This is a genomic window from Achromobacter sp. 1L-A-4-B-C2 (genome assembly GCF_057291955.1).
The window spans coordinates 773,312-799,659 of the sequence record NZ_JBXAWP010000001.1; the positions used below are offsets into that span (position 1 = coordinate 773,312).

A 26,348-nucleotide genomic window follows, 5' to 3' on the forward strand; every position below is an offset into this window, starting at 1 on the left:
TCCATGCTCAAGTTTGTTCGAGCGGCCGCGTTGGCCGGTGCAACGTTGATGATGGCTCACGGCGCTTACGCCGAAACCGTCATCAAGTCCGTCATGCACTCGCCGTTGCGCTTGACCGACCCGCACGCCACCACCGCGTACATCACGACGTGGCACGGCTACATGATCTACGACACCTTGCTGGCCACCGACGCCGACAACAAGATCCAGCCGCAAATGCTTGAGAAGTGGGAAGTCTCGCCGGACGGCAAGACCTACACGATGACCTTGCGCGACGGCCAGAAGTGGCACGACGGCAAGCCCGTCACGTCCGAAGACTGCGTGGCCTCGATCAAGCGCTGGGCCGCCGGCGACGGCATGGGCCGCACGCTGCTCAAGTTCACCGACAAGATCGAAGTCATTGACGACAAGAATTTCCGCATCGTCATGAAAGAACCCACGGACCTGGCGCTGCGCGCGCTGTCCAAGCCGACGGGCACCGCGCCGTTCATGATGCCCAAGCGCATCGCCGAACAGGCCATCGGCCAGCCCATCACCGACATGACCGGCTCCGGTCCGTTCAAGGTGATCGAATTCAAGCCCGGCGTGAAAACGGTGTATGCCAAGAACGCCGACTACGTGCCGCGCAAGGAACCGGCCAGCGGCCTGGCCGGCGGCAAGGTCGTGAACGTGGACAAGGTCGAATGGGACGTCATGCCCGATGCCCTGACCACCGCCAACGCGCTGCTGGGCGGCGAAATCGACTTCGTCGAACAGTTCCCGTATGACCTGTTGCCGATGATCGAAGGCAACAAGGACCTGAAGGAAGAGTCCCTGAGCCCGGTCGGCTACTTCACGATGTACCGCTTCAACTTCAAGTACCCGCCCTTCAACAACAAGAAAATCCGCCAGGCCGCGATGTACGCCATCGGCCAGGAAGACGTGATGAAGGCGCTGGTGGGCAATCCCAAGTACTGGAAGACGTGCGCGTCGCTGTGGGGCTGCGGCACGCCGATGGAAAGCGACATCGGCAAGGAAGTCGTGGTGCCGTCGAACATCGAAAAGGCCAAGGCCTTGCTGAAGGAAGCGGGCTACGACAACACGCCCATCCTGGTCATGCACGCCACCGACGTGGGCACGCTGTCCGCGCAACCGGTGGTGATGGCGCAGGCGTTGCGCAAGGCCGGCTTCAACGTCAACCTGGCGGCCATGGACTGGCAAAGCGTGGCCACGCGCCGCGCCTCCAAGGCCGCACCGGCTGAAGGCGGCTGGAACATCCACAACACCAACTGGTACGCCACTGACGTGATGGACCCGGTGCGTTCCGCGCCCGCCGCCGCCAACGGCGACAACGCCTGGTTTGGCTGGCCCGACATGCCGCAAGTGGAAGAACTGCGCACCAAGTTCGCGCTGACTTCCGACCCGGCCGAGCAAAAGAAAATCGCCGACGAATTGCAGCGCATCGGCATCGACGAAGGTCTGTACGTGCCGCTGGGCCAGATGTCCGTGCCCACCGTCTATTCGACCAAGCTCTCGGGCCTGGTGCATGCACCGGTCTTTGCGTTCTGGAACGTCAAGAAAGCTCCTTAAAGGGGCAAGCAGTTCAGGGGGAAATACATGCTGGCATTTGTCTCACGCCGGCTCCTCGCGACCATCCCCGTTCTGGTGATGGTCGCGGTGGTGGTCTTCGCGATATTGCGTTTCAGCCCGGGCGACCCGGCCATCATCATGGCGGGCGACGGCGCCACGCCTGAGCGTATCGTCCAGATACGGCAGACGATGGGCCTGGACCAACCGGTCATCAAACAATTCTTCATCTGGGGCGGCAAGCTCCTGCAAGGCGATCTGGGCACCTCGCTCATGTCCGGCGTGCCGGTCACCAAACTGATCGCGCAACGCCTGGAACCGTCCATGAGCCTGGCGGTGCTGACCCTGGTCTTCACGCTGCTGGTCGCCATTCCGCTGGGCATCCTGGCGGCATGGCGGCAAGGCCGCCTGCTGGATCGGGCCGTGATGGGCTTTTCGGTGCTGGGCTTTTCAGTGCCGGTGTTCGTCACGGGGTACCTGCTGATCTGGCTGTTCGCCATCAAGCTGGGCTGGTTCAACGTGCAGGGCTATGCGCCGCTGGACAAGGGCTTCTGGCCCTATCTGCACCGGCTCATCCTGCCGTCACTGGCCTTGTCCACGGTCTATGTAGCGTTGATTGCGCGCATCACGCGCACCAGCGTCATCGAGGTCATGGGCGAAGACTTCATCCGCACGGCGCGCTCCAAGGGCCTGGGTGAAACCGGTGTGCTGCTGGGCCACGCGCTGCGCAACGCCGCCGTGCCCATCGCCACCGTCGTGGGCCTGGGCATTGCGCTGCTGATCAGCGGCGTGGTCGTGACTGAATCGGTGTTCAACATCCCCGGCCTGGGCCGGTTGGTGGTGGAAGCCGTGCTGGCGCGCGACTACCCCGTCATCCAGGGGCTGACGCTGTTCTTCGCGTTCGTCTACGTGTTCATCAATCTGGTTGTCGATTGCGCCTACACGGTGTTCGACCCGCGCATCCGCTACTAGGGAAGAGCCATGCACACGCCAACCGATGCCGCCGTGCCGGCGGCCGCCGACCTCCCCGGAGGCGGCAACCCTCAAGTCACCGCCTGGCGCCAAGTGCGCCAGGGCCTGAAAAGCTGGCCGGTCATGCTGGCGCTGGTGGTGCTGGTGACCATCGTCGCCATTGCCGTGTTCGCGCCGCTGCTGGGCACGGTGGACCCTACCTTCATCAACCCGGGCGCGCGCCTGAAGCAGCCCTTTACCGACTACCTGTTCGGCACCGACGCCTTTGGCCGCGACGTCTGGTCGCGCGTGGCCTACGGCGCGCGCATCTCGCTGATCGCGGGCCTGGGCGCCGCCGTCGTCAGCGTGGCCATCGGGCTGGTCATCGGCGTCATTGCTGGCTGGTTCCGTTCGCTGGACGGGCTGATCATGCGCACGATGGACGCCATCATGGCCATTCCCGGCATCCTGCTCGCAATTGCCCTGGTGTCGGTTACCGGCGCCAGTATCACGACCGTGCTTGTCGCCATCACCATCCCGGAAATTCCCCGGGTGGTGCGGCTGGTGCGCGGGCAGATCCTGACGGTGCGCGGCGAACCCTATGTGGAAGCCGCGCTGGCGTTGGGCACGCCCTTGCCGCTGCTGCTGTGGCGGCACATGGTGCCCAGCACCATCGCGCCGCTGACGGTGCAAGGCACCTACGTGTTCGCCTCCGCCATGCTGACCGAAGCCATCCTCAGCTTCCTGGGCGCCGGCATCCCGCCCGAGATCGCGTCGTGGGGCAACATCATGTCCGAAGGCCGCATGTATTTCCGCATGCTGCCCGGCCTGATTCTCTTTCCTGGCCTGCTTCTGTCGCTGACCGTGCTTAGCGTGAACATCCTGGGTGACGCCCTGCGCGATGCGCTGGACCCGAAAATGGTGCGCAGGATCTGATGCCGATGACCTACTCTCCTACTCCCCCCGCGGGCGACACCTCGTCCGCCATCCTGGCCATTCGCAACCTGTCCGTGGAAGTGGCCGGCGCCGGCAACCGCGTCGTGCGCAATCTGAGCCTGGACGTGCATGCCGGCGAAACCGTGTGCGTGGTTGGTGAATCCGGCTCGGGCAAATCGGTCACATCGCTGGCCGTGATGGGCCTGTTGCCGCAAGGCATCCTGTCCATCAGCGCCGGTTCCATTCGCGTGGAAGGTGAAGACGTCGCCACCGCGTCGCAACGCCGCCTGCGCGAGATGCGCGCGACCCGCATGGCCATGGTGTTCCAGGAACCCATGACCGCGCTGAACCCCGTGCATACGGTGGGCAAGCAGGTTGACGAAGTGCTGCGCCTGCACCGCAAGGGCATGAGCGCCGCCGACCGCCGCGCCAAGGTGCTGGACATGTTCCAGTCGGTACACCTGCCCGATGTGGAACGCATCTTCGAGGCGTATCCGCACCAGCTGTCGGGCGGCCAGCGCCAGCGCATCGTGATTGCGATGGCGCTGATCCTTGAACCCAAGCTGCTGATCGCCGACGAACCCACGACCGCGCTGGACGTCACCACGCAAAAGCAGATCCTGGCGCTGATCAAGGAATTGCAGGTCAAGCACAAGACGGCCGTGCTGTTCATCACGCACGACTTTGGCGTGGTGGCCGAGATTTCGGATCGCATCGTGGTGATGAACCGGGGCGACCTGATCGAAAGCGGCACGCGCAACGAAATCCTGGCCGAACCCAAGCAGTCGTACACGCGCCGCCTGGTGTCGTCCGTGCCCAGCCTGGTGCCCAACCGCCGCGACGCGCCGGATGGCCAGCCCGTGTTGCACGTCAAGGGCCTGGGCCGCACCTACGCGGGCAAAAGCTCGATGTTCTCGCGGCGCGCCGCGCAACATGTGGTGGCCGCTACCGACGTCAACCTGACGCTGCGCAAAGGCGAAATCCTGGGCATCGTGGGCGAATCCGGGTCGGGCAAGTCCACGGTGGCGCGCTGCATCGTGCGCCTGATCGAGCCCACCGCCGGGCACATGATGATGGGCGGTGAAGACTTGAGCACCTTGTCAGGCTCGGCGCTGCGGCCGGTGCGCCGCCGCATCCAGATCGTGTTCCAGGACCCGTACCGGTCGCTGAACCCGCGCCGCACCGTGGGCGAATCCATCATCGAAGGCCTGCTTAACTTTGGCATGCCGCGCGATCAGGCGCTGAAGCGCGCCGGCGAAACGCTGACCGTGGTGGGCCTGAGCCCCGACGCCATGCAACGCTACCCGCACCAATTTTCGGGCGGACAGCGCCAGCGCATCTGCATCGCGCGCGCGCTGGTCATGGACCCGGAGATCCTGGTGGCCGACGAAGCCGTATCGGCGCTGGACGTGTCGGTGCAGGCGCAGGTGCTTGAACTGCTGGAGCAAGTGCGCCAGCGCACCGGCGTGGGCGTGCTGTTCATCACGCACGATTTGCGCGTGGCCGCGCAAATTTGCGACACCATCATGGTCATGCAGCGCGGCAAGGTGGTCGAGACCGGTTCGGCCGAAACCGTGCTGACCGAGCCGCGCCACGAATACACCCGCGCGCTGATCGACGCGGCGCCTGGGCGCGACTGGGACTTCCGCAACTTCCAGCCCGTCGCCACGACCTTGGCGCAAGCGGCCGCCGCCGCATCATGATGGGCTGATGTGCCGATGCCCTGAATACCCGAATTGCCTTCCTTTGCAACACAGGAACCCAGATGTCACAACCGCACGAATTGTCCGCCCAGGAACTGCTGCAAGCGTATCGCGACAAGACCTTGTCGCCCGTTGAGGTCACGCGCTCGGTGCTTGACCACATCCAGCGCTGGGAACCGCACCTGAAGGCCACCTACGCGTTGGACCCCGAAGGCGCGCTGGCAATGGCGCGGGCCTCCGAAGCCCGCTGGATGAAGGGCCAGCCGCAATCAGCGGGCGGCTACAGCCTGGATGGCGTGCCCGCCACCATCAAGGAAAACATCGCTACACGCGGCACGCCCGTGCCGCTGGGCACCGCCGCCACCGACCTGACCCCGGCCGCCGCTGACGCGCCGCCCGCCGCCCGCATGCGCGAAGCGGGCGCCGTGCTGCTGGGCAAGACCACCATGCCGGACTTCGGCATGCTGTCATCGGGGCTGTCCAGCTTTCACGAGCTGACGCGCAACCCCTGGGACCTGAGCAAGAACCCGGGCGGTTCCAGCGCCGGCGCGGGCGCGGCGGCGGCGGCGGGTTATGGCCCGCTGCATATCGGCACCGACATCGGCGGTTCAGTTCGCCTGCCGGCCGCCTGGTGCGGCATCGCCACGCTCAAACCCAGCCTGGGCCGCATTCCCATCGACCCGCCTTTCATGGGCCGCTGCGCCGGCCCCATGACGCGCACCATCACCGACACCGCACTGATGATGGGCGTGCTGTCGCAGCCTGACGCGCGCGACCACATGAGCTTGCCTTTCCAGGACTTCGACTGGCTCAACCTGGCGCAAGACGTTAAAGGCCTGCGCATCGGCCTGCTGATGGATGCCGGCTGCGGCCTGCCGCTGGACCCGGAAGTGCGCGACGCCGTGCAGGCGGCCGCGCAAGCCTTCGAAGCCGCCGGCGCCATCGTCACGCCGATGCTGCCCTGGATGACGCCCGACATGCTGGATGGTGTGGACCGTTTCTGGCGCACGCGTTCGGCCATCGACTTGGCCGCGCTGCCCGAGGCACGCCGCGCCAAGATCCTGCCGTTCATTCGCACGTGGGCGGAAAGCGGCGGCGGCCAAAGCGGCGAAGCCGTCTTCAAGAGCTACTACGAAACGCTGAACGTGCGCGCCAAGACCGTGGCCGCCTGCGCGCCATTCGACTACGTGCTGTCGCCCGTGGCGCCCGTGGTGGCCTACAACGCCGAGTGGCCGTCGCCCACCAATGAAGTGGCCACGACCATGCACCACATCGGCTTCACCTTGCCCTTCAACATGAGCGAACAGCCGGCCGCCTCGGTCAATTGCGGCTATACGCGGGCGGGGCTGCCCATTGGGCTGCAAATCGCCGGCGCGCGCTTTGACGACCTGGGCGTGTTGCGCGTGGCGCGCGCGTGGGAGCAGATGCGTCCCGCGCAACACCCGTGGCCGCAGCCGCCCCAGACGAACTGACTTTCCACAGCAACCACAGGAATTCCCATGCGTTGGCTATTGGCAATGATCAAGCACGAGACGAATACCTATTCGCCCGTGCCGACCCCGCTTGAACGCTTTTTCCGAGGCAGCCCCGACATCCTGGCCGGCGATCTTGCCATCAAGGCCTACGAGAACACCGACAGCGGGCTGGGCGGCTATATCGAAGTGGCGCGCCGCGAGGGCGCGGAAATGGTCGTGCCCGTAGCGGCCGAGTCCTGGCCCAGCGGCCCCACCAGCGCCGAGACCCACGAACGCCTGTGCAAGCTGGTGCTGGACCAGGTCAAGCTGGGCGGCTTTGACGCCATCTTGCTGGACCTGCACGGCGCCATGGTGGCCGAAGGCGTGGAAGACGCGGAAGGCGACCTGCTGCGCCGCCTGCGGGAAATCGACCCGACCACGCCCGTGGCCGTCACGCTGGATATGCACGCCAATATCTACGACGACATCGTGCGCAACGCCACCGTCATCAGCGGCTTTCACACGTATCCGCACGTGGATATCCGCGCGGCCGGGGTGCGCGCCGCCAACGTCATCGCGCGCACGCTCAAGGGCGAGATCAAACCCGTCATGACGTGGGCCAACAAGCCCATGCTGCCGCACATCATGTGCCAGGGCACCCATGCCGCACCCAACGGCCCCTTGCAGGAACGCTGCAAGGAACTGGAAGCGGGCGGCGTGCTGGCGGCGTCCGTCTTCGTGGGGTTTCCGCATGCGGACATCCGCGAAGCGGGCCTGAGCGCCGTCGTCTGTACGGACGGCAACCTGCAAGAGGCCGAGAAGCACCGCGACGAACTGCTGGAACGCGCCTGGGCAGGTCGCGCCGATTGGGTGTTCCACCCCGAGCCGCTGGCGCCCACCATCGCGCGCGCCAAGCAGATCGAGCAAGGCCCCGTGGTGCTGCTGGACCACTACGACAACACGGGCTCGGGCGGCACCATGGACACCACGGCCGTGCTGGCCGAAGTGTTGCGCCAGGAATTGGACAACGTGGTGTTCTACGCCATCTGCGACCCTCAGGCAGCAGAACAGGCCGCCGCCGCGGGCGTGGGCAAGACCATCACCCTGACGCTGGGCGGCAAGCTGGCCATGCCGGCTATCAAGGAACCCAGCGAACCGTTGCAGGTGACAGGCCGCGTCAAGCTGGTGTTCGACGGCGTGTACCTGAGCCGGGGCCCGATGTACCGGGGCGTGCGCAACGACACCGGGCTGACGGTGGTGATCGACACCGGCCGGGTCGAAATCGTGGTGGTGTCGCGCCACCAGGAACCCTTCGACATCAACTGCCTGTCGTCCGTGGGCGTTGACCCGTTGCAAAAGCGCTATGTGGTGCTGAAAAGCCGGGTGCACTGGCGCGCGGGCTTTTCCGCCATGGCCACCGAGGTCATCGAGTGCACCGGCGTGGGCGTCACCACGTCCGACTACAGCCAGCTTGAGTTCAAGCACGTGCGCCGGCCGATCTACCCGCTGGACCCGCTGTAACGAAATCGGGTCGCAAAGTTGTCGACAAAACGGCCGGCGCCCTGCGCCGGCCTTTCATTTTGAAATCTTCAGTAACTGGGCGCACGGTCGAGCGTCACAGCGCATCGGTATACTCCGGCGCGGGCCCTTACAGGCCGATGAATACGTGTATGCCGGCAGCCGCGCCTGGGAGACCAGCCGCGACGGCGCAATGCCCTGTCTGCCGGATATAACTCGATAATCAACGAAAAAAGCACAACGATGAAAAAGAGCGTAGCGATCACCCTCGGCGTGGTCATAGTGGGAGCGGGAAGCTGGATAGGCGCCACGTGGTATACCGGCAAACGCATTGAGGAAAGCTCGCAACGCCATCTGGCAGAAGCCAACGAAAAGCTGGCCAAGCTGACGCCGCTGTTCGGCCTGCGCATCGACCAGCTCAAGTACGACCGCAGCCTGTTCTCGACCCAGGCCCGTTATGGCCTGTCGCTGGTCAAGAACGACAAGAGCCCGGACGCCATGCCCGCCGGCATGATCGAATTCGATGCCGTCATCGAACACGGCCCCTTCCCCAAGACCGCGCTGTCGCGCGGCGCGATTGCGCCCAAGCTGGCGTTCGTGCACGCGGAAGTCGCCAAGACCGACAACCTGAAGGAAGTGTTCGCGCTGACCAAAGACATCTCGCCGCTGATCAGCGACGCGATGGTCAGCTACAGCGGCACGACCACCTCCACGGCCAAGATCGCGCCCGTGTCGACCGCGCTGCAAGGCAATTCGATCGACTTCAGCGGCATGGTCATCACCGGCAGCTTCGACCGTACGCTGCAAGGCGTCGTCGCGCATGGCGTGATGGACAAGCTGGCCATCGACGGTTCCAAGAGCAACGACCCCGTCATCATGTCGATCGCCGGCCTGACGATGGACGTGAACAGCCGCATGGGCAAGTTCGGCGTGTCGATAGGCGATTCGGACCTGAAGATCAAGCGCATCGACGTGACCCGCAAGGGCGACGACGTCAAGCTGTCGCTGGATAACTTCGGCTACGGCGTGAAGCTGTCCGAGGACGACAAGTCCATCAACATGCAGGCCGCCTATCAAACCGGCGACATCACCGTCAACGACGTGCCTCTGGGCAATGGCCAGGCCGTGATCAAGCTGGCCAAGCTGGACGGCCAAGCCGTCAAGCAACTGTCGGACACGTACAACCAGCTGCTGCGTCAATACATGGCGCAGACCGAAGACGAGGGCCTGAAGGACGAGCAGTTCCAGGCGATGCTGGACAGCGCCGGCAAGCTGCTGGCGGGCAACCCGTCATTCAGCATCGACCCGATCAGCTGGAAAACCGGCAAGGGCGAAAGCAAGCTGAACTTCACGCTGGACCTGGCCAACCCGCCGGACGTCAAGAACCTGACGCCGCAGGAAATTGCCGCCAAGGCCATCAAGCGCATCGACGCCACGCTGATCATTTCCAAGCCGATGGTGCAGGACCTGGTCGCGCAATACGCCGTCAAAAAAGAAGGGCTGACCCCGGAGAAGGCCGCCGAGGACGCCGACCAGACCGTGCGCCAGATGTCGGGCATGGCTGAAATGTTCAACGTGGGCAAGAACGACGGCGACAACATCGTCGGCAAGTTCACGTTCGCGGACGGCATGGGCAACCTGAACGGCAAGGAAATTCCCGCCGACGAATTGTTCAGCGGCCTGCTTGGCGCCGCCGGCATGAATTCCATGGGCGACGACGAAGAAGAGTCCATGCCCGGCATGAGCGAGCAAGAGCCGGCCGAAGGCGCAACGCCCGCCGTCGGCGTGATGCAGGACTTCAGCCTGGACACCGTCAGCGCCCTGCTGGACGACATGGGCATTACCGCCAACAAGCAGGATGGCGACGAAGGCCCCGTGCTGATCCTGGACCCGGGCACCACCGGCGCCAGCGACCTGCGCCTGGAATTCCTGTGCAACGACTTCACTGAAAAGTGCCTGGACCTGGTCATGACGGCCACGTACAAGACCAAGAAGCCGATGTCGCTGAAGACCATCAACAGCTGGAACCAGGAATACCGCTGGACCCGCGCCTACCTGGACAACAAGAACCAGGCCGTGCTGCAAATGGACATGAACGCGGAAGGCGGGATCGGCAAGGACAACCTGCAAATCCTGTTGAACACGTTCATCAGCATCGCCGAAGACTTCAACGAGGCGGCCCAGGCGGCGCCGGCCAAGTAAGGCGTACGGCTGATACCGATACGGGCAAGCGCCCAACAAAAAGCCTCCATCGCAAGATGGAGGCTTTTTTATCGCCGCTACGCGTAATGCCCTACGCGTACGCTTCGATCGGCAAGCACGCGCAGACCAGGTTGCGGTCGCCGTAGGCGTTGTCCACACGGGCCACGGGCGGCCAGTACTTGGCCTCGCGCAGCGACGCCACCGGGTAGGCGGCCTGCTGGCGCGGGTAGTCGTGCAGCCATTCTTCGGCCAACAGCATCTGCGCGGTGTGCGGCGCGTTCTTCAGGACGTTGTCCTCGCGATCGCGTTCGCCGCGCTCGACCTGGGCGATTTCCTCGCGGATGGAGATCATCGCGTCGATGAAGCGGTCAAGCTCGGCCACGCCTTCGGATTCCGTGGGCTCGACCATCAGCGTGCCGGCCACCGGGAAGCTCATGGTGGGCGCGTGGAAGCCGTAGTCCATCAGGCGCTTGGCGATGTCCTCGGCGCTGATGCCGCTGGTTTCCTTCAACGGGCGCACGTCCAGAATGCACTCGTGCGCCACGCGGCCATTGCGGCCCGCGTACAGCACCGGATAGTGGTCGCGCAGGCGGGTAGCGATGTAGTTGGCGTTCAGGATGGCCACTTCGGTGGCGCGGCGCAGGCCATCAGCACCCATCAGCGCGATGTACACGAACGGAATCGGCAGGATGCCGGCCGAACCGAACGGCGCGGCCGACACCGGGCCGACCTTGGCTTCGCCGGGCAGCTTGCCCTGTTCGTTCACCACGCCCGGCAGGTACGGCGCCAGGTGCGCGCGCACCGCTACGGGACCCACGCCGGGGCCGCCGCCGCCGTGCGGAATGCAGAACGTCTTGTGCAGGTTCAGGTGCGATACGTCGGAGCCGAACTTGCCCGGCTGGGCCACGCCGACCATGGCGTTCATGTTGGCGCCGTCCAGGTACACCTGGCCGCCGGCCTGGTGGACCATGTCGCAGATTTCAGTGACGGCTTCCTCGAACACGCCGTGTGTGGACGGGTAGGTGATCATCAGCGCGGCCAGCTTGTCGCCGACCTGCTCGATTTTGGCGCGCAGGTCGGAAAGATCGACGTTGCCGTTGGAATCGGACGCCACCACCACCACGTCCATGCCGGCCAGCTGCGCCGACGCGGGATTGGTGCCGTGGGCCGAGGCCGGGATCAGGCAGACGTTGCGCTGATGCTGGCCGTTGGCCTGGTGGTAGCCGCGAATGGCCAGCAGGCCGGCGTATTCGCCCTGCGCGCCCGAGTTCGGTTGCAGGCTGATGTTGTCGTAGCCGGTGATTTCGCACAGCGCGGCGGACAGGCGGTCGATCAGTTCGTTGTAACCCTGGCTTTGCGAGGCGGGGGCAAACGGGTGGATCAGCGCGAATTCGGGCCAGGTGATGGGGATCATCTCGGCCGTGGCGTTCAGCTTCATGGTGCACGAACCCAGCGGGATCATCGTGCGGTCCAGCGCCAGGTCCTTGTCGGCCAGCTTGCGCAGGTAGCGCAGCATGTCGGTTTCGGATTGCACGCTGGAGAAGACGGGGTGCTTGAGGATGGCGCTTTCGCGCGCGACCGATGCGGGAATGCCGCCGGCGGCGGCCGCGTCCAGCGCGTCGATGTCCAGTTCGACATCATCGCGTTCCAGGCCGGCGGCAAACACGTTGACCAGCGCTTGCAGGTCGGCGACGGTAACGGTTTCGTCCAGCGACACGGCCAGGCGCGCGCCGTCGACGCGGCGCAGGTTGATGTGCTCGCACTCGGCGGCCGTCAGGATGGCCGGGGTGGCCGCGCCCGTTTCCAGCAGCAGCGTGTCGAAGAACGTGTCGTTCACAACCTTCACGCCCAGCTTGATGAGTTCTGCGCGCAAGATGGCGGTGCTGCGCTGCACGCGCTGGGCAATGCGGCGGATGCCTTCGGGGCCATGCCACACGGCGTACATGCCGGCCATCACGGCCAGCAGCACCTGCGCGGTGCAAATGTTGGACGTGGCCTTCTCGCGGCGGATGTGCTGTTCGCGCGTTTGCAGCGCCAGGCGCATTGCCGGGTTGCCTTGTGCGTCTTTCGACACGCCGACCAAACGGCCGGCCATGTTGCGCTTGAAGGAATCCTTGCAGGCCATGAAGCCGGCGTGCGGGCCGCCAAAACCGAACGGCACGCCAAAGCGTTGCGCCGATCCGATGGCGATGTCCGCGCCCCACTCGCCCGGGGCGGCCAACAGGGCCAGCGCAAGCAGGTCGGTGGCGCAGGCAACCACGGCGCCTTGCGCGTGGGCGGCTTCTGCCAGCTTGCGGTAGTCGGACACCGAGCCGGTGCTGTGCGGGTATTGCAGCAGCACGCCGAAGCATTCCGGCAGGCCCTGGGCTTCGTCGCCCACCGTGATTTCCAGCCCCAGGCCTTCGGCGCGCGTGCGCACGACTTCGATGGTCTGCGGATGCACGTGGCGCGAAATGAAGAACACCGGGCTTGGCGACTTGGCGCCACGGCGGGCCAGCGTCATGGCTTCGGCGGCGGCCGTGCTTTCGTCCAGCAGCGAGGCGTTGGAGATGTCCAGCCCGGTCAGGTCGGCGACCATGGTCTGGTAGTTCAGCAGGGCTTCAAGACGCCCTTGCGAGATCTCCGGCTGATACGGCGTGTAGGCCGTGTACCAGGCGGGGTTCTCAAGAATGTTGCGCAGCACGACGTTGGGGGTCTGCGTGCCGTAGTAGCCCTGCCCGATGTAGTTGCGAAAGACCTTGTTGCGGCCCGCGATCTGCTTCAGTTCGGCCAGCACGTCGGTTTCGCTGCGCGAGGGCGGCAGCGCCAGCGGGGCCTGGCTGCGGATCTTGGCGGGAACGACTTCGTCGATCAGGGCGTCCAGGCTGGCGCTGCCAATCACTTGGAGCATGGCGGCCTGGTCGGCGTCGGACGGGCCGATGTGGCGGGGGATGAAGTCGGTATGGGTGTCTAGGGCGCGCGACATGGGAACTCTCGGGTGGTGGTGCATCAGGCCGGCGCGCCAAGAGGTCGGCGCGCCCGGCTCGAACCGGCTTCTTAGCCGTTGGCGACGGCTTCGTAGCCGGCGGCGTCCAGCAGCTTGTCGGCATCGGCCGCGTTGACCGGCTTGATCTTGAAGATCCAGGTGGTGAAGGCCGATTCGTTGATCAGGCTGGGGTTGTTTTCCAGCTCGTCGTTGAAGGCAACGATTTCACCGTTGACGGGTGCGTAGATGTCCGAGGCGGCCTTGACCGACTCGACCACGCCGGCGGTTTCGCCCGCGTTCAGCTTGGCGCCAACCTTGACGTCGCCAACGAAAACCAGGTCGCCCAATTGGTCCTGGGCGGTATCGGTGATGCCGACGACGAACACGTCGCCTTCAGCTTTGACCCATTCGTGGGACTGGGTGTACTTGCGATCGGTGGGCAGGCTCATGGGAAATCCTCTAGGGAATACGGGTAGATGAATGGTGTTGCGCGCCTCGTGCGAGCGGCGTGTGCGTCAACTGGCAGCGGCCGTTCGCGCGAAGCTTCGAGTTTACGAGTGTTCGACGGCTTTGCCGTTACGCACGAAGGGCAGCTTGCAGACCAGGGCGGGCACCCATTTGCCGCGGATGTCGACTTCGACGGTGTCGCCCGGACGCACGCCTTGCGGCAGGCGGGCAAAGCCGATCGACACGCCCAGCGTGGGCGACATGGTGCCGCTGGTGAGTTCGCCCGTGCCTTGCACGCAGCGCACGGCCATGTGGGCGCGCATCACGCCGCGCTCTTGCAGCTTCAGGCCGACAAAGGCGGCGGGGGTGGCGAATTGTTCCAGCGCGTCGCGGCCGATGAAGCGGCGCTCGGCATTCTTGAGCGACACGGTCCACGTCAGGCCGGCCTGGTCGGGCTGGGTCAGCTCGTCCATGTCCTGGCCATACAGGTTCATGCCGGCTTCCAGGCGCAGCGTGTCGCGCGCGCCCAGGCCCGCCGGGCGCACGCCCTGGGCAGCAAGGTCGCGCCACAGCTGCACGACGTCGGACGCAGGCAGGACGATTTCAAAGCCGTCTTCGCCGGTGTAGCCGGTGCGGGCGACGAGCGTGTCGTCGCCCACGCGGGCGGCAACGAAGGGGGTCAGTGCTTCGGAGGCGGCTTGCCAGGCCGGGCGCGCGGCCCAGACCTTGGCGCGGGCGTTCGGGCCCTGCACGGCCACCATGGCCAGATCGCGGCGCGGGGTGATGGCAACGTCGAAATTGCCGGCCTGCTTCACGCGCTGCATCCAGGCCACGTCTTTGTCGGCGGTGCCGGCGTTGACGACCACGCGCCATTCGTCAGCGGCAAAGAAATAGATGATCAGGTCGTCGATGACGCCGCCCTGCGGGTTCAGCATGCACGAATACAGCGCCTTGCCGGGCACGGTCAGCTTGGCGACGTCGTTGGCGACCAGGCGTTGCAGGAAGGCGTAGGCATCGGGGCCGGCCACATCCACGTTCAGCATGTGCGACACGTCGAACATGCCGGCGTCCTGGCGCACCGCGTGGTGCTCCTCAAGCTGCGAGCCGTAGGCCAAGGGCATGTCCCAGCCGCCGAAATCGACCATTCGGGCGCCGGAGGCGATGTGTTCGTCGGCCAGCGGGGTGCGTTTGAGGGTTGCGGACATGCGCGGAAACTCCGGGACGGCAATGGCTTGCCAGGGTTACGGAATGCCGGTCGTGACAAGCGGATTGCGCCCGCACGGCATCGGCTGAATCTTCCGCCCCTCTGTCCTTTTGCCTGAGAGTTGCCCCGCGCTGGGCGGGTTTGCACCTTCGGCGCCTGGGCTGCTCGCTGTGTCCCGAATTCGGGGCGGCGCCAGGTCTCTCCAGAGTACTGTTTTGCCGCATCCACACGGTAAAAACCGGGACGGGGCAAGCATGTGCGGTATCGGTTACCTGAGCGATTCTGGGCGAATTGCGCCTTCGGCGGCGACCCTGGTGAAAGGGGCGCTCTCTCCCGCAAACATGCGTGACAGCGGCGCCAAGCATACAACGAAAACCAGGCCTGGAAAAGCGCGATTTCCGGGCGCGGCCCGGCCACAAACCGCTGCCGTGGACCGCGCCAAACCGGACACCAACCCCCGGGCTAGCCCAGCGCCGTGTCCAGCAACATCATCAGCACAAAGCCCAGCATCAGCCCGCACGTGGCGTAGACCTCGTGCCCCTTGCGGTGCGATTCGGGAATGATCTCGTGGCTGATGACAAACAGCATGGCGCCCGCCGCAAAGCCCAGCCCCCAGGGCAGCAGCAAGACGGACCAGCCGACGATGGCGGCGCCCAGCACCGCGCCCAACGGTTCGACCAGCCCCGACAACATGCCCAGCGCCACGGCGAAGGCCCGCTTATAGCCGGCGGCCAACAGCGCCACCGCGACAACCATCCCTTCGGGAATGTCCTGGATCGCGATGCCCGTGGCCAACGCGGTGCCCGCCACCGGATCGCCCCCCGCGTAACCCACGCCGATGGCCAGGCCCTCGGGCAGGTTGTGCAGCGTGATGGCGATAACGAACAACCAGGCGCGTCGCATGCGGCGCGCCTCGATGCCTTCGCGGCCCTTGATGAAATGTTCGTGCGGCAGCGTGCGGTCCATGATGAGCAGCACCGCCGCGCCCAGCAGAATGGCCGCCCCCACCGTCAGGCCCGCGCCCCAGCGGCCCATGCCCTGGCTTTCGGCCGCCGCAATGCCGGGCACCACCAGGGAAAACGCGCTGGCCGCCAGCATGACGCCCGCGCCGAACCCGAACATGCTGTCCTGGACCTTTTGCGGGATGGTGCGGGCGAACAGGATGGGCACGGTGCCCAGCGCGGTGGCGCCGGCCGCTACCAGCCCGCCCAGCAGGGCGTCGGCCACGTGCGGCGCGCGCACGTCCAGGTAGGCCCACAGCTGGTGCATCGCCAGGCAGGACACCAGCACGGCCAGGATCCAGACGCTGATGCTGGTGGCCGCGGGACGCACGCGGTGACGGCTGAATGTGTTCATGGGGCCGATGCCTCCATCACAAAGCGGGCTTAACCCTTTGCGGCCGCATAACGGCGCGCCACCTCGGGCCAATTCACGACATTGTAGAAGGCGCCAATGTATTCAGGGCGACGGTTTTGGTACTTGAGGTAATAGGCGTGTTCCCAGACGTCCAGGCCCAGGATCGGCGTATTGCCGTGCATCAGAGGGCTGTCCTGATTAGCGCTGCTTTCCACCACCAGCTTGCCGGCCGGCGTGACCGAGAGCCAGGCCCAGCCGCTGCCAAAGCGGGTCAGGGCCGCTTTGGTGAAGGCCTCGCGGAAGGCGGCCAGGCCACCCAGTTCGGATTCGATAGCGGCCGCCAGCGCGCCATCGGGTTCACCGCCACCCTGGGGCGACATCACCGACCAGAACAAGCTGTGGTTGGCGTGGCCGCCGCCATGGTTGCGCACCGCGCCGCGTATGGCTTGCGGCAATTGGTCCAGCCGCGCGACCAGGGCTTCAACGGGTTCTTCCGTGCTGATGCCGGCGCCATCCAGCGCCGCGTTCAGGCTGGTGACATAGGTTTGATGATGCTTGCTGTAGTGAATCTCCATCGTCATAGCGTCGATGTGAGGCTCGAGGGCGTCATAGGCGTAGGGCAGCGTCGGAAGGGTGTAGGGCATGAGCGTCTCCGTGGAACTGGCCCCTTTTCATCGAAAGCAGCCAGTCGAAATCGAAAACATAAATGATATGTATTTTTATTTGATAAAACAATAACGACATTGTCATAAGTCGCGGAATGGTCGCGTCCTATGATCCCGCAGTCCAAGGGCGCCCACCCCGGACGCCTTAACTTCGAGTATCCGCCGTAAACATGATCGAAATTTCCACCACGAGCATCGCAAGCGCCCTGGTTGCTCTGTTTCCCCTGATCGCATTTGTCATCGTTTCCCTTCGCCGCGTTGTGCCCACCAACATGGTGCACATCGTTCAATCCAGCAAGCAGACCACACCCTACGGGCGCGGCAAGTTGGGGGGCAACACCTACTACCACTGGCCAAGCTGGCTGCCGGTGTGGGGCGTGGCGGTATCCAAGTTTCCTGAAAGCAACTTCCAGGTCGATCTGAAGGACTACGCTGCCTATGACGCCGCACGGCTACCGTTCGAAGTCGACGTCACTGCGTTCTTCCGCATTGAAGACGCCTCGCTTGCTGCCCAGCGGGTGTCGACCTTTGATGTCCTGGTCGACCAGCTTCGCAACGTAGTCCAAGGGTCCGTACGTAGCGTGTTGGCAACGAACAAGCTGGAAGACATCATGCAGGCGCGAAGTACGCTTGCCGACGCGTTTACTGCAGCAGTGGACACTCAACTAGCCGAGTGGGGCGTCAAGACCGTCAAGACCATCGAGTTCATGGACATCCGCGACAGCGCGAACAATAAAGTGATCGACCAGATCATGGCTCGCGAGAAGGCGCGCATAGACCGCCAGAGCCGCGAAGAAGTCGCCGAACACAATCGCGCGGCAACCGAAAAAGAAATCGCCATGAAGCGGGAAATCGACCTTCAACAGCAGAACGCTCGCCAGCAGGTCGGCATGCGCAACGCGGAAACCGAACGCGAGGTTGGCATCGCAGAGGAACAGTCACGCCAGGCGATCGCGTTCGAATCCGTCACCACGGCTCGAAAGGACATGGAGGTCCAGCGCGTGCGCGACGTACAAGCGGCCGAAATTTCGCGTGATGTCGCTGTCGTCAGGGCCGAAGAAAACCGGCAGATAGCCGTGGTTGCCGCACACGCCGAAAAAGAAGCCCAAATTGCCAAGGCGGAAGGCGATCTGATCTCGGCAACCCGGGAAGCCGAGGGTGTAACGGCGCTTGGCGCCGCAAAAGCGTCCGCCGAGCAAGCCATGCAGGTGGCGCCCGTTGAAGCGCAAATCAAGCTGGCGAAAGAAATCGGGGGCAACGCGGGCTACCAGGAATATCTCATCCGCATCGAACAGGTAAGGTCAGGCAAGGATGTCGGCATGGAAATGGCCCGCGCCCTGCAACAAGCGGACTTGAAGGTCATCGCCAATTCGGGCGATATGCAAAATGGCGTCGCCTCACTGGGCGACATGTTCACGCCCAGTGGCGGCACGCGCCTTACGGGCATGTTGGCCGCGCTAGGACAAACGCCGGAAGGCGCGGCCCTGATTGAGAAATTAGGCGTCCCAGTGGTTGCCGGCAAAGCATTAAAAGAAGTTTCCCATAGCGCCACACTTGGCGCGGTGGCAACGGCTGCCATGGCGCACGACACCATCATGGCGCCGCCGCCTGCCGCGACGGCTTCAACCGACGGATCAGTATGGCGGCAGCTCTGATCCCGGCGAGGCCTACAGCGCCTTGCCGCAGGCCACGCCGGAGGCCCAGGCCCATTGGAAGTTGTAGCCGCCCAGCCAGCCGGTCACATCCACCGCTTCGCCGATGAAGTACAGCCCGGGCGTGGTTTTGGCTTGCATGGATTTCTGGTCCAGGCCGCGCGTGTCGACGCCGCCGCGCATCACTTCGGCTTTCTTGTAGCCGGCGGTGCCGCTGGGCACCAGCGTCCATTGATGGATGTCTTGAGCCAGCGCGCGCAGCGTTTTGTCGGGCGCGTCGGCCAGGCGCATCGCGGCCAGGCCGGGCTTGCCGCCCTGCTCTGCCAGATGCAGCCAGCGATCGGCCAGGCGCTTGGGCCACAGGCCCGCCAGCACGGTATGCAGCTGCTGCCGGTTGCCCGACTTGGACGCCAGCAATTCTTCGGCCAGGTCGCGGCCCGGTGCCAGGTCGATCACGATGGGTTCGCCCGGCTTCCAGTAGCTGGAAATTTGCAGGATGCCCGGGCCTGAGAGGCCGCGATGGGTAAACAGCAGGTCTTCCAGGAATTCACCCCGCGCCTTGCCCTGCCCCGTCTGCAGGCCCACTTCCAGCGCCACGCCCGACAGCTCGGACAGCGGCTGCCATTGTGCGGAGTCAAAGGTCAGCGGTACCAACGCGGGTCGCGGCTCGACGACTTTCAAGCCGAATTGGCGCGCGATCTTCAGGCCGAAGTCGGTGGCGCCCAGCTGCGGAATCGCCATGCCGCCCGTGGCCACGACCAGCTTGGCCGCGCGGATCACGCCCTGGCTGGTGCGCAGTTCGAAGCCCTGCTCGCCGTGGCCGATATCGGCCACCGAACAGCCCATGCGCCATTGCACATCGCCCGCGTCGCACTCGGCGCGCAGCATGTTGATGATGGATTCGCTGGAATCGTTGCAGAACAGCTGGCCACGGTGTTTCTCGTGCCAGGCGATATGGTGGCGCTTCATCAGCGCCAGAAAATCCTGCGGCGTGTAAGCCGACAGTGCCGAGCGGCAGAAATGCGGGTTTTCGGACAGAAAATTGGAGGGCCCGGTCCCGATGTTGGTGAAGTTGCAGCGGCCACCGCCGGAGATGCGGATTTTTTCGGCCAGGCGCTCGGCATGGTCGACCAGCACCACGCGCAAGCCGCGCTGCCCGGCCACCGCTGCACACATCATGCCAGCGGCGCCGGCGCCGAGGACGGCTACATCAAACATCAGGACTCCAGACCCGCCGGGTCTTATTCTTCGATCAGGCAATCAACGTAGTAGCGCTTTTCGCCATCCGGACCCAGTTCGTCGGCCAGGCCGTGAATATAGGTTTCGAAGCCGGGGAAGCGCTCGTTGAATTCGCGCGCGAATTGCAGGTACTGCACGATCGTGCGGTTAAAGCGTTCGCCCGGAATCAACAGCGGAATGCCCGGGGGATACGGCGTCAACAGCACGCCCGTGACGCGGCCTTCCAGCTTGTCGATGTCGACACGCTCGACCTCGCGGTGCGCCATGCGCGCAAAGGCGTCCGACGGCTTCAGCGCCGGCACCATGTCGCTCAGGTACATCTCGGTGGTCAGGCGGGCGACGTCGCGCGCGCGGTAGGCTTCGTGGATTTCCTGGCACAGATCGCGCAGGCCCATGCGTTCGTAGCGGCGATGCACACGGCAGAAGTCGGGCAGGATGCGCCACAGCGGCTGGTTGCGATCGTAGTCGTCCTTGAACTGCTGCAACGCGGTCAACAGCGTGTTCCAGCGGCCCTTGGTAATGCCGATGGTGAACAGGATGAAGAACGAATACAGGCCGGTCTTTTCGACCACGACGCCGTGCTCGGTCAGGTACTTGGAGACCAGCGCGGCCGGGATACCCGTTTCGCCGAAGCTGCCCGACATGTCCAGCCCCGGCGTGATGACCGTGGCCTTGATTGGGTCCAGCATGTTGAAGCCTTCGGCCATTTCGCCGAAGCCGTGCCAGTGGTCGTTGGCTTCCAGGATCCATTCGTCGCGGTTGCCGATGCCTTCGGACACCAGGCGGTTGGGGCCCCAGACCTTGAACCACCAGTCGTTCTTGCCGAATTCGGATTCCACCTTGCGCATGGCGCGGCGGAAGTCCAGCGCTTCGCGGATGCTTTCCTCGACCAGCGCGGTGCCTCCGGGCGGCTCCATCATGGCGGCGGCCACGTCGCACGACGCGATGATCGCGTACTGCGGCGAGGTCGACGTGTGCATCAGGTACGCCTCGTTGAAGACGTTGCGGTCCAGCTTGCGGGTCTCGGATTCCTGCACGATGATCTGCGAGGCCTGCGAAATGCCGGCCAGCAGCTTGTGCGTGGAGTGCGTGGCGAAGACCATCGCGTCCTGGCTGCGCGGGCGGTCCTGGCCGATGGCGTGCATGTCCTGGTAGAACTCGTGGAACGAGGCGTGCGGCAGCCAGGCTTCGTCAAAGTGCAGCGTATCGACATAGCTGCCCAGCTGCTCCTTGATCATTTCCACGTTGTAGATAACGCCGTCGTACGTGCTTTGCGTCAGCGTCAGGATGCGCGGATTCTTGTTCACCGCTTCGCGCGCGAAGGGGTTGGCCTCGATCTTCTTGCGGATGTTGTCCGGGTGGAATTCTTCCAGCGGAATCGGGCCGATGATGCCCAGGTGGTTGCGCGTGGGGCGCAGGAACACCGGGATCGCGCCCGTCATCGTGATGGCGTGCAGGATCGACTTGTGGCAGTTGCGGTCCACCACGACCACGTCGCCGGCGGCCACGTTGGCGTGCCACACGACCTTGTTGGACGTGGACGTGCCGTTGGTCACGAAAAAGCAGTGGTCGGCGTGGAAGATGCGGGCGGCGTTCAGTTCGGACTCGGCCACGGGGCCGGTGTGGTCCAGCAGTTGGCCCAGTTCGTCCACGGCGTTGCAGACGTCGGCGCGCAGCATGTTTTCACCGAAGAACTGGTGGAACATGCGGCCCACCGGGCTCTTCAGGAAGGCGACGCCGCCCGAGTGGCCCGGGCAGTGCCACGAATACGAACCGTCTTGCGCGTACTTGACCAGCTCGCGGAAGAACGGCGGCGGCAGCGAATCCACGTAGCTGCGCGCTTCGCGGATGATGTGGCGCGCCACAAATTCGGGGGTGTCCTCGAACATGTGGATGAAGCCGTGCAGTTCACGCAGGATGTCGTTCGGAATGTGTTCCGACGTGCGCGTCTCGCCATACAGATAGATGGGGATGTCGGCGTTGCGAAAGCGCAGTTCGCCGATGAACATGCGCAGGTTCTTGATGGCGCTGGCCACGTCTTCGGGCGAGTCCACGTCGAACTCTTCATCGTCAATCGACAGGATGAAGGCGCTGGCCCGGCTTTGCTGTTGCGCGAACGAACTCAGGTCGCCATAGCTGGTCACCCCGATCACCTCGACGCCCTCGGCCTCGATCGCTTCAGATAAGGCACGAATACCCAAACCGGACGCGTTCTCGGAACGGTAGTCCTCGTCGATGATGAAAATGGGGAAGCGAAATTTCATGCAGGCGCTCCTGGGGGCATGGCGGGTTCGGTCGCATAACGCGGCGCGAGTGTACTGCTAGTAAAAATCCGCCTGATGACAGACGGCGCGAGCCCCCGCCCAACAGGCGGGAATGGCGGAATTGTAGGGCTGTTTTTCTTTCAGTCCTACGGGAAATCCCCAGATAGGCCGAACGGCCGTTGTCATCGCGCCAAAAGCCGGGCTTTCAGCACAGCGACAGCAACGGCGGCACGGAGCAAACCTAGCGGATGGTGCGGGCTTCGCCGGCTTCCAATGCCAAGGTGAACTGCTCGAAGTAGGCGGGGATGGACTCGGTGGCCCCGTCCCGGATCCGGCGTTCTACCTTGGCGATGGCGCCAAAGCAGACTTCGGCCCCGGGTTCGCCACAGACAAGCACGACCGGGTCTTCGTCGTCGCAGACCTCGTACAGCCCGCCGTGCGCCCGGCGTCCAACCTCGTAGAGGTAGGCGGCGGCGCCAACGGTTTGCATGGGGGTAAGCGGCAAGGTGCCCAGGTGGGCGGCTTCCAGCGCGGTATCCAGCGCGTAGATGCTGGACAGGGAGTAGTCCAATATGGCGCCGGTGGATTCGGCGGCTTGTACAAAGTCTTGCGCGGCGTCTGCCACCCGTTCGACAAATGCGTCCTGCACTTCATCAAGGGTGGCTTCCTGGTTTGTCTTGAGGAAACCGAACATCGTTGGCTCCTTTGTGAAAACCGCAAGCGGCAATAGGGCCATTATAGGCAAGCGTGTTACCTATAATCGGCGGGAAACCCCTCAACGTTTCCTATTCCCAACACTTGCCGCCCATGACCGCACCGCTAGTCAGACGCCTGACTGCCCTTGACGCCCCGTCACTGCGACGTTTGCGCCTGGACGCCCTGGTTGAAACGCCGGAATCGTTCGGATCGAGTTACGAAGAGGAACACACGCTGACACTGGACGACATCAAAGGCTGGGTCACCCCGCAGGACGACAGCGCGATGTTCGGGGTGTTCGTGGGTGATGACCTGGTGGGCATCATCGGCGTGGGCCGCCAGCGCAAGTTGAAGATGCGGCACAAGGCGCATATCTGGAGCGTCTACGTGGCGCCCGAACAGCGTGGCCGCGGGCTGGGGCGGTTGCTGTTGCAAGCCGCCATCGCGCATGCCCGCACCATGCGCGGCATTCGTCAGGTGCAGCTAAGCGTCACGTCCAACAACACGTCGGCCGCCGCCTTGTATGCCGGCCTGGGCTTCGTGGAATACGGGCGCGAGCGCGAGGCGCTATGCGTCAATGACCAGCTTTACGACGAAACGCTGATGGCGCTGCCGCTAGCGGAAAAGTAAACGACAAAGCGGGCGGAGCGCCCTACGCCGCCGCCCCGCGCCGCCGCGTGCCGTAGGCGCACACCTGATTGCGGCCACCGTCCTTGGCCTTGTACAGCGCCTGGTCAGCCGCCTTGATGACCGCGTCCGGCGCACGCAGCGCGTCGCCCCGCTCGGCCACGCCGATGCTTACCGTTACCCGCAGCGGACGCGGATTGCGCGCACCGCGCGCACCGCGCCGGCGCTGGCCCAGTTGATCTGCCTTGGGTCGCGCGGGCTTGTCACGCAGGCGCATCTGGTAGGCCTCGATTGCGCGGCGCACCGCTTCCAGGTGCGGCAGGCTTTCCGCCGCCGTCTTGCCCGGAAACACCAACGTGAATTCTTCGCCGCCGTAGCGATACGCCTGCCCACCGCCCGGCACGCGCCGCAGCTGCGACGCCACCATGCGCAGCACCTGGTCGCCCACGTCGTGCCCGTGCGTATCGTTGAATGCCTTGAAATGGTCCACGTCGGCCATCGCCAGCGTGTAGACGCGGCCCATGCGTTGCAGGCGTTCGTTCAGCGCGCGCCGGCCCGGCAAGCCGGTCAGCTCGTCGCGAAACGCCATGTGAAAGCCTTCGTGGGCCAGCGAAATGCACAGCGCCGTCAGCGCGGCGGCGGACATCAGGGCCAGTTCGATTGGATGCTGCGCGCCGCGCGGCAATGCCCACGCCATGCACACAAACCCCAGCCATTGTCCGGCCTGTTGCGGGCGGCCATAGCGCAGCAGCAACAGGGTCAGCGTCAGGCCGGTGCCCAGCAACGCCACCAGCGCCTCGACCGGCACGCCAAGCCGCGCCAGCTTGCCTTGCAGGGCAAGCGTGCCAAACACTTCCACCAGCCCTTCTTTGCCGACCAGCGCAATGCCGGCCATGCCGACGGCAATCAGGCCGATGCGCAGCGCCAGGTCCAACAGCATGCTGGATCGTTCGGCCCACAGCGCGTTGATGGTGTAGGCAATGGCCCACCACGCCAGCGCGGGGCCCAACGCCCATGGCGCCTCGCGCGCCAGCGTCGGCCATACCGCCGTGGCCGCCAGCACGCACAGCATGAGCGCCATGGTTTGCGAACGCTGATACATCAAGCAGATGGCCGCGCCGATCAGCGCCATCACCCACGGCACGAACGGCACGATCAAGGTCAGCGCGGGCGGCCACTCGCGCCACAGCATCAGGCCTACCGCGGCGGCCACTGGCAACGCGGGGTAGAACAACAGGGGCAGCCAGGGGATATGGGGGTAACGCACGGTGGGGGCCTTGCTCGCTTGCAGAGATGACGTCGCCAAATCGGCAAACATATATATCCTTTTTACGGTCGCCGGCGGGGGTTCTTTAGCGCGGTTACCGCTGTGTCGCCGGCCCGTGGCGCGCGTGATATGTTTTCATCCCCCGCCGAAGGAATGCCGCCATGCAGCTGCTTGTGAATATCGATGTGCCCGATCTTGAACACGCCATCGTCTTCTACGAACGCGCCTTCGGGCTGACGCTGCACCGGCGGCTGGGGCCGAAAGCGGCTGAAATGCTGGGCGCCAACGCCCCCATCTATCTGCTGGAAAAGGCCGCTGGCACCACTGCGACGGGTGCGGCGGGTGCGGCAGGCGCGGCGGCGCCATCGCGCGATTACGCCCGCCATTGGACGCCCGTGCACCTGGACGTCGTCGTGCCCGACGTGGACCGGGCCGTCGATCGGGCCGTCGCCGCCGGCGCCATCCTGGAAGGCCACGCTGCCACTCACGCCTGGGGCCGCATCGCACACCTTAGCGACCCGTATGGCCACGGCATCTGCATCCTGCAATTTTTGGGACGCGGCTATGACGAAATCACGGGCGATCAGGTGCGCACCCTGCCCGTCTCGGCATCCGACTTCGATGCGCTGGCCGACATCCGCGTGCAGGCCATGCGCGACAGCCTGGAACGAGCGGGCAGATTCGACCCGGCGCGTGCCCGGGAACGGCTGCGCGCCAATTTCCACCCGGATTGCACCTGGTGGATCGAACATGCCGGAAAACGGGTGGGGTTCTATGCCCTGCGGCCGGACGGCCAGGGCCTGCGGCTGGACCACCTGTACCTGGTGGCCGCCGCGCAGGGACAGGGCCTGGGCGGCCGCGTCCTGCAAAGGATTCTGGATGACGCCGACAGCCAGGGGCTGCCGGTCAGTGTGGGCGCGCTGCGGGGCAGCGATTCGAACCGGTTTTATCGGCGGCACGGGTTTGTGCAGACGGCCGAGTCGGAATGGGATATCGACTACCTGCGCCCGGCGCCGGGGCACGCGGGCTAAGCCGCCAGCGCCCCCCGATCAGGTGCGCGGCAGCGTCACGCCGCGTTGGCCCTGGTATTTGCCGCCACGGTCCGCGTACGAGGTCTCGCACACTTCGTCGCTTTCCAGGAACAGCATCTGCGCGCAGCCTTCGCCGGCGTAGATCTTGGCGGGCAGCGGCGTGGTGTTCGAGAATTCCAGCGTGACGTGGCCTTCCCATTCGGGTTCCAGCGGCGTCACGTTGACGATGATGCCGCAGCGCGCGTAGGTGCTTTTGCCCAGGCAGATGGTCAGGACGCTGCGCGGAATACGGAAGTATTCCACCGTGCGGGCCAGAGCGAAGGAATTCGGCGGGATGATGCAAACATCACCCTTGAAGTCCACGAACGAGCCTTCGTCGAAGTTTTTCGGGTCGACGATGGTGGAATTGATGTTCGTGAAAATCTTGAATTCATCGGCGCAGCGCACGTCGTAGCCGTAGCTGCTGGTGCCGTAGCTGACGATGCGCCCGCCATTGGCCGTGCGGACCTGGCCCGGTTCAAAGGGTTCGATCATGCCGGCGTCGGCCTGGCGGCGGATCCAGCGGTCGCTTTTGATGCTCATGGTGGGAATGGTGCTAAAGGGGT

At 64.8% G+C, this 26,348-nt stretch carries 20 protein-coding genes and 2 riboswitches; of the genes, 10 read left to right on the forward strand and 10 right to left on the reverse strand.

The features are described from left to right. The first annotated feature begins 3 nt into the window (after window positions 1–3). From AC0Z35_RS03500 to AC0Z35_RS03530, 7 genes are all read left to right on the forward strand, one after another. Window positions 4–1,569 (forward strand): ABC transporter substrate-binding protein, encoded by a 1,566-nt coding sequence (locus AC0Z35_RS03500; RefSeq protein WP_120156992.1) that lies wholly within the window; start codon window positions 4–6, stop codon window positions 1,567–1,569. Window positions 1,570–1,596: 27 nt separating this feature from the next. Further along, on the forward strand, window positions 1,597–2,538 hold the full coding sequence (locus tag AC0Z35_RS03505; protein WP_046805095.1) for an ABC transporter permease: 942 nt from the start codon (window positions 1,597–1,599) through the stop codon (window positions 2,536–2,538). Between the two features lie 9 nt (window positions 2,539–2,547). Next, the gene (locus AC0Z35_RS03510) at window positions 2,548–3,453 is read left to right on the forward strand and encodes an ABC transporter permease (RefSeq protein ID WP_485131366.1); all 906 of its coding nucleotides are present in this window, start codon (window positions 2,548–2,550) and stop codon (window positions 3,451–3,453) included. Window positions 3,454–3,458: 5 nt separating this feature from the next. Then, window positions 3,459–5,156 carry an ABC transporter ATP-binding protein gene (locus AC0Z35_RS03515; protein WP_046805097.1) on the forward strand — a complete coding sequence of 566 codons (1,698 nt, stop codon included), beginning with the start codon at window positions 3,459–3,461 and terminating at the stop codon, window positions 5,154–5,156. A gap of 62 nt (window positions 5,157–5,218) precedes the next feature. Then, the gene (locus AC0Z35_RS03520) at window positions 5,219–6,628 is read left to right on the forward strand and encodes an amidase (protein ID WP_046805098.1); all 1,410 of its coding nucleotides are present in this window, start codon (window positions 5,219–5,221) and stop codon (window positions 6,626–6,628) included. A 27-nt stretch (window positions 6,629–6,655) separates the two neighbouring features. Continuing rightward, on the forward strand, window positions 6,656–8,131 hold the full coding sequence (locus AC0Z35_RS03525) for a M81 family metallopeptidase (RefSeq protein WP_485131365.1): 1,476 nt from the start codon (window positions 6,656–6,658) through the stop codon (window positions 8,129–8,131). Window positions 8,132–8,371: 240 nt separating this feature from the next. Continuing rightward, window positions 8,372–10,330, forward strand: coding sequence for a DUF945 family protein (locus AC0Z35_RS03530; protein WP_485131364.1), 1,959 nt, complete (start codon window positions 8,372–8,374; stop codon window positions 10,328–10,330). 91 nt (window positions 10,331–10,421) lie between these two features. On the opposite strand, the gene gcvP is transcribed toward AC0Z35_RS03530, so the two are convergent. The 5 genes from gcvP to AC0Z35_RS03555 all read right to left on the reverse strand — a co-directional run bounded on the left by gcvP (window position 10,422) and on the right by AC0Z35_RS03555 (window position 16,946). After that, window positions 10,422–13,295 carry an aminomethyl-transferring glycine dehydrogenase gene (gene gcvP, locus AC0Z35_RS03535; protein WP_485131363.1) on the reverse strand — a complete coding sequence of 958 codons (2,874 nt, stop codon included), beginning with the start codon at window positions 13,293–13,295 and terminating at the stop codon, window positions 10,422–10,424. Between the two features lie 71 nt (window positions 13,296–13,366). After that, window positions 13,367–13,744: a glycine cleavage system protein GcvH gene (gcvH, locus tag AC0Z35_RS03540; protein WP_046805102.1), complete on the reverse strand. Its 378-nt coding sequence runs from the start codon at window positions 13,742–13,744 to the stop codon at window positions 13,367–13,369. A 102-nt stretch (window positions 13,745–13,846) separates the two neighbouring features. Beyond that, a complete protein-coding gene (gene gcvT / locus AC0Z35_RS03545; RefSeq protein ID WP_485131362.1) occupies window positions 13,847–14,947 on the reverse strand; it encodes a glycine cleavage system aminomethyltransferase GcvT in 1,101 nt (366 codons plus the stop codon). 91 nt (window positions 14,948–15,038) lie between these two features. Beyond that, a riboswitch (glycine riboswitch) is annotated at window positions 15,039–15,162 on the reverse strand. Between the two features lie 33 nt (window positions 15,163–15,195). Then, a riboswitch (glycine riboswitch) is annotated at window positions 15,196–15,292 on the reverse strand. 116 nt (window positions 15,293–15,408) lie between these two features. Then, complete coding sequence (locus tag AC0Z35_RS03550; protein WP_485131361.1) at window positions 15,409–16,302, reverse strand: ZIP family metal transporter; 894 nt, start codon at window positions 16,300–16,302, stop codon at window positions 15,409–15,411. 29 nt (window positions 16,303–16,331) lie between these two features. Continuing rightward, a complete protein-coding gene (locus tag AC0Z35_RS03555; RefSeq protein ID WP_120156997.1) occupies window positions 16,332–16,946 on the reverse strand; it encodes a superoxide dismutase in 615 nt (204 codons plus the stop codon). A gap of 191 nt (window positions 16,947–17,137) precedes the next feature. Between AC0Z35_RS03555 and AC0Z35_RS03560 the strand changes: the two genes are divergently transcribed. Then, the gene (locus tag AC0Z35_RS03560; RefSeq protein WP_082134495.1) at window positions 17,138–18,622 is read left to right on the forward strand and encodes an SPFH domain-containing protein; all 1,485 of its coding nucleotides are present in this window, start codon (window positions 17,138–17,140) and stop codon (window positions 18,620–18,622) included. A 12-nt stretch (window positions 18,623–18,634) separates the two neighbouring features. Here AC0Z35_RS03560 and AC0Z35_RS03565 read toward each other — a convergent pair whose 3' ends face one another. From AC0Z35_RS03565 to AC0Z35_RS03575, 3 genes are all read right to left on the reverse strand, one after another. After that, window positions 18,635–19,837, reverse strand: a complete 1,203-nt coding sequence (locus AC0Z35_RS03565) for a BaiN/RdsA family NAD(P)/FAD-dependent oxidoreductase (RefSeq protein WP_485131360.1) — start codon at window positions 19,835–19,837, stop codon at window positions 18,635–18,637. Between the two features lie 23 nt (window positions 19,838–19,860). Then, the gene (locus tag AC0Z35_RS03570; protein ID WP_046805107.1) at window positions 19,861–22,122 is read right to left on the reverse strand and encodes an arginine/lysine/ornithine decarboxylase; all 2,262 of its coding nucleotides are present in this window, start codon (window positions 22,120–22,122) and stop codon (window positions 19,861–19,863) included. A 241-nt stretch (window positions 22,123–22,363) separates the two neighbouring features. Then, window positions 22,364–22,816, reverse strand: a complete 453-nt coding sequence (locus AC0Z35_RS03575) for a hypothetical protein (RefSeq protein WP_485131359.1) — start codon at window positions 22,814–22,816, stop codon at window positions 22,364–22,366. Window positions 22,817–22,929: 113 nt separating this feature from the next. On the opposite strand from AC0Z35_RS03575, the gene AC0Z35_RS03580 reads away from it, so the two are divergent. Next, entirely contained in the window at window positions 22,930–23,448 is a 519-nt protein-coding gene (locus AC0Z35_RS03580; RefSeq protein ID WP_319301080.1) for a GNAT family N-acetyltransferase, read from the forward strand. A gap of 22 nt (window positions 23,449–23,470) precedes the next feature. Here the strand turns inward: AC0Z35_RS03580 and AC0Z35_RS03585 are convergent, their stop codons facing one another. Continuing rightward, window positions 23,471–24,712 carry a GGDEF domain-containing protein gene (locus AC0Z35_RS03585; RefSeq protein WP_046805141.1) on the reverse strand — a complete coding sequence of 414 codons (1,242 nt, stop codon included), beginning with the start codon at window positions 24,710–24,712 and terminating at the stop codon, window positions 23,471–23,473. A gap of 161 nt (window positions 24,713–24,873) precedes the next feature. On the opposite strand from AC0Z35_RS03585, the gene AC0Z35_RS03590 reads away from it, so the two are divergent. Further along, window positions 24,874–25,743: a GNAT family N-acetyltransferase gene (locus tag AC0Z35_RS03590; RefSeq protein ID WP_485131358.1), complete on the forward strand. Its 870-nt coding sequence runs from the start codon at window positions 24,874–24,876 to the stop codon at window positions 25,741–25,743. A gap of 18 nt (window positions 25,744–25,761) precedes the next feature. On the opposite strand, the gene dcd is transcribed toward AC0Z35_RS03590, so the two are convergent. Next, on the reverse strand, window positions 25,762–26,325 hold the full coding sequence (dcd, locus tag AC0Z35_RS03595; RefSeq protein WP_006221748.1) for a dCTP deaminase: 564 nt from the start codon (window positions 26,323–26,325) through the stop codon (window positions 25,762–25,764). Window positions 26,326–26,348: the final 23 nt, after the last annotated feature.

What these genes read in the sequence shown, in the direction of transcription:
- gcvP (WP_485131363.1), bottom strand. Translation starts at nt 13,295, where the DNA reads ATGTCGCGCGCCCTAGACACCCATACCGACTTCATCCCCCGCCACATC.
- AC0Z35_RS03560 (WP_082134495.1), top strand. Translation starts at nt 17,138, where the DNA reads ATGATCGAAATTTCCACCACGAGCATCGCAAGCGCCCTGGTTGCTCTG.
- dcd (WP_006221748.1), bottom strand. Translation starts at nt 26,325, where the DNA reads ATGAGCATCAAAAGCGACCGCTGGATCCGCCGCCAGGCCGACGCCGGC.
- AC0Z35_RS03520 (WP_046805098.1), top strand. Translation starts at nt 5,219, where the DNA reads ATGTCACAACCGCACGAATTGTCCGCCCAGGAACTGCTGCAAGCGTAT.
- AC0Z35_RS03530 (WP_485131364.1), top strand. Translation starts at nt 8,372, where the DNA reads ATGAAAAAGAGCGTAGCGATCACCCTCGGCGTGGTCATAGTGGGAGCG.
- gcvH (WP_046805102.1), bottom strand. Translation starts at nt 13,744, where the DNA reads ATGAGCCTGCCCACCGATCGCAAGTACACCCAGTCCCACGAATGGGTC.
- gcvT (WP_485131362.1), bottom strand. Translation starts at nt 14,947, where the DNA reads ATGTCCGCAACCCTCAAACGCACCCCGCTGGCCGACGAACACATCGCC.
- AC0Z35_RS03555 (WP_120156997.1), bottom strand. Translation starts at nt 16,946, where the DNA reads ATGCCCTACACCCTTCCGACGCTGCCCTACGCCTATGACGCCCTCGAG.
- AC0Z35_RS03510 (WP_485131366.1), top strand. Translation starts at nt 2,548, where the DNA reads ATGCACACGCCAACCGATGCCGCCGTGCCGGCGGCCGCCGACCTCCCC.
- AC0Z35_RS03550 (WP_485131361.1), bottom strand. Translation starts at nt 16,302, where the DNA reads ATGAACACATTCAGCCGTCACCGCGTGCGTCCCGCGGCCACCAGCATC.
- AC0Z35_RS03525 (WP_485131365.1), top strand. Translation starts at nt 6,656, where the DNA reads ATGCGTTGGCTATTGGCAATGATCAAGCACGAGACGAATACCTATTCG.
- AC0Z35_RS03565 (WP_485131360.1), bottom strand. Translation starts at nt 19,837, where the DNA reads ATGTTTGATGTAGCCGTCCTCGGCGCCGGCGCCGCTGGCATGATGTGT.
- AC0Z35_RS03500 (WP_120156992.1), top strand. Translation starts at nt 4, where the DNA reads ATGCTCAAGTTTGTTCGAGCGGCCGCGTTGGCCGGTGCAACGTTGATG.
- AC0Z35_RS03580 (WP_319301080.1), top strand. Translation starts at nt 22,930, where the DNA reads ATGACCGCACCGCTAGTCAGACGCCTGACTGCCCTTGACGCCCCGTCA.
- AC0Z35_RS03515 (WP_046805097.1), top strand. Translation starts at nt 3,459, where the DNA reads ATGACCTACTCTCCTACTCCCCCCGCGGGCGACACCTCGTCCGCCATC.
- AC0Z35_RS03505 (WP_046805095.1), top strand. Translation starts at nt 1,597, where the DNA reads ATGCTGGCATTTGTCTCACGCCGGCTCCTCGCGACCATCCCCGTTCTG.
- AC0Z35_RS03570 (WP_046805107.1), bottom strand. Translation starts at nt 22,122, where the DNA reads ATGAAATTTCGCTTCCCCATTTTCATCATCGACGAGGACTACCGTTCC.
- AC0Z35_RS03590 (WP_485131358.1), top strand. Translation starts at nt 24,874, where the DNA reads ATGCAGCTGCTTGTGAATATCGATGTGCCCGATCTTGAACACGCCATC.
- AC0Z35_RS03575 (WP_485131359.1), bottom strand. Translation starts at nt 22,816, where the DNA reads ATGTTCGGTTTCCTCAAGACAAACCAGGAAGCCACCCTTGATGAAGTG.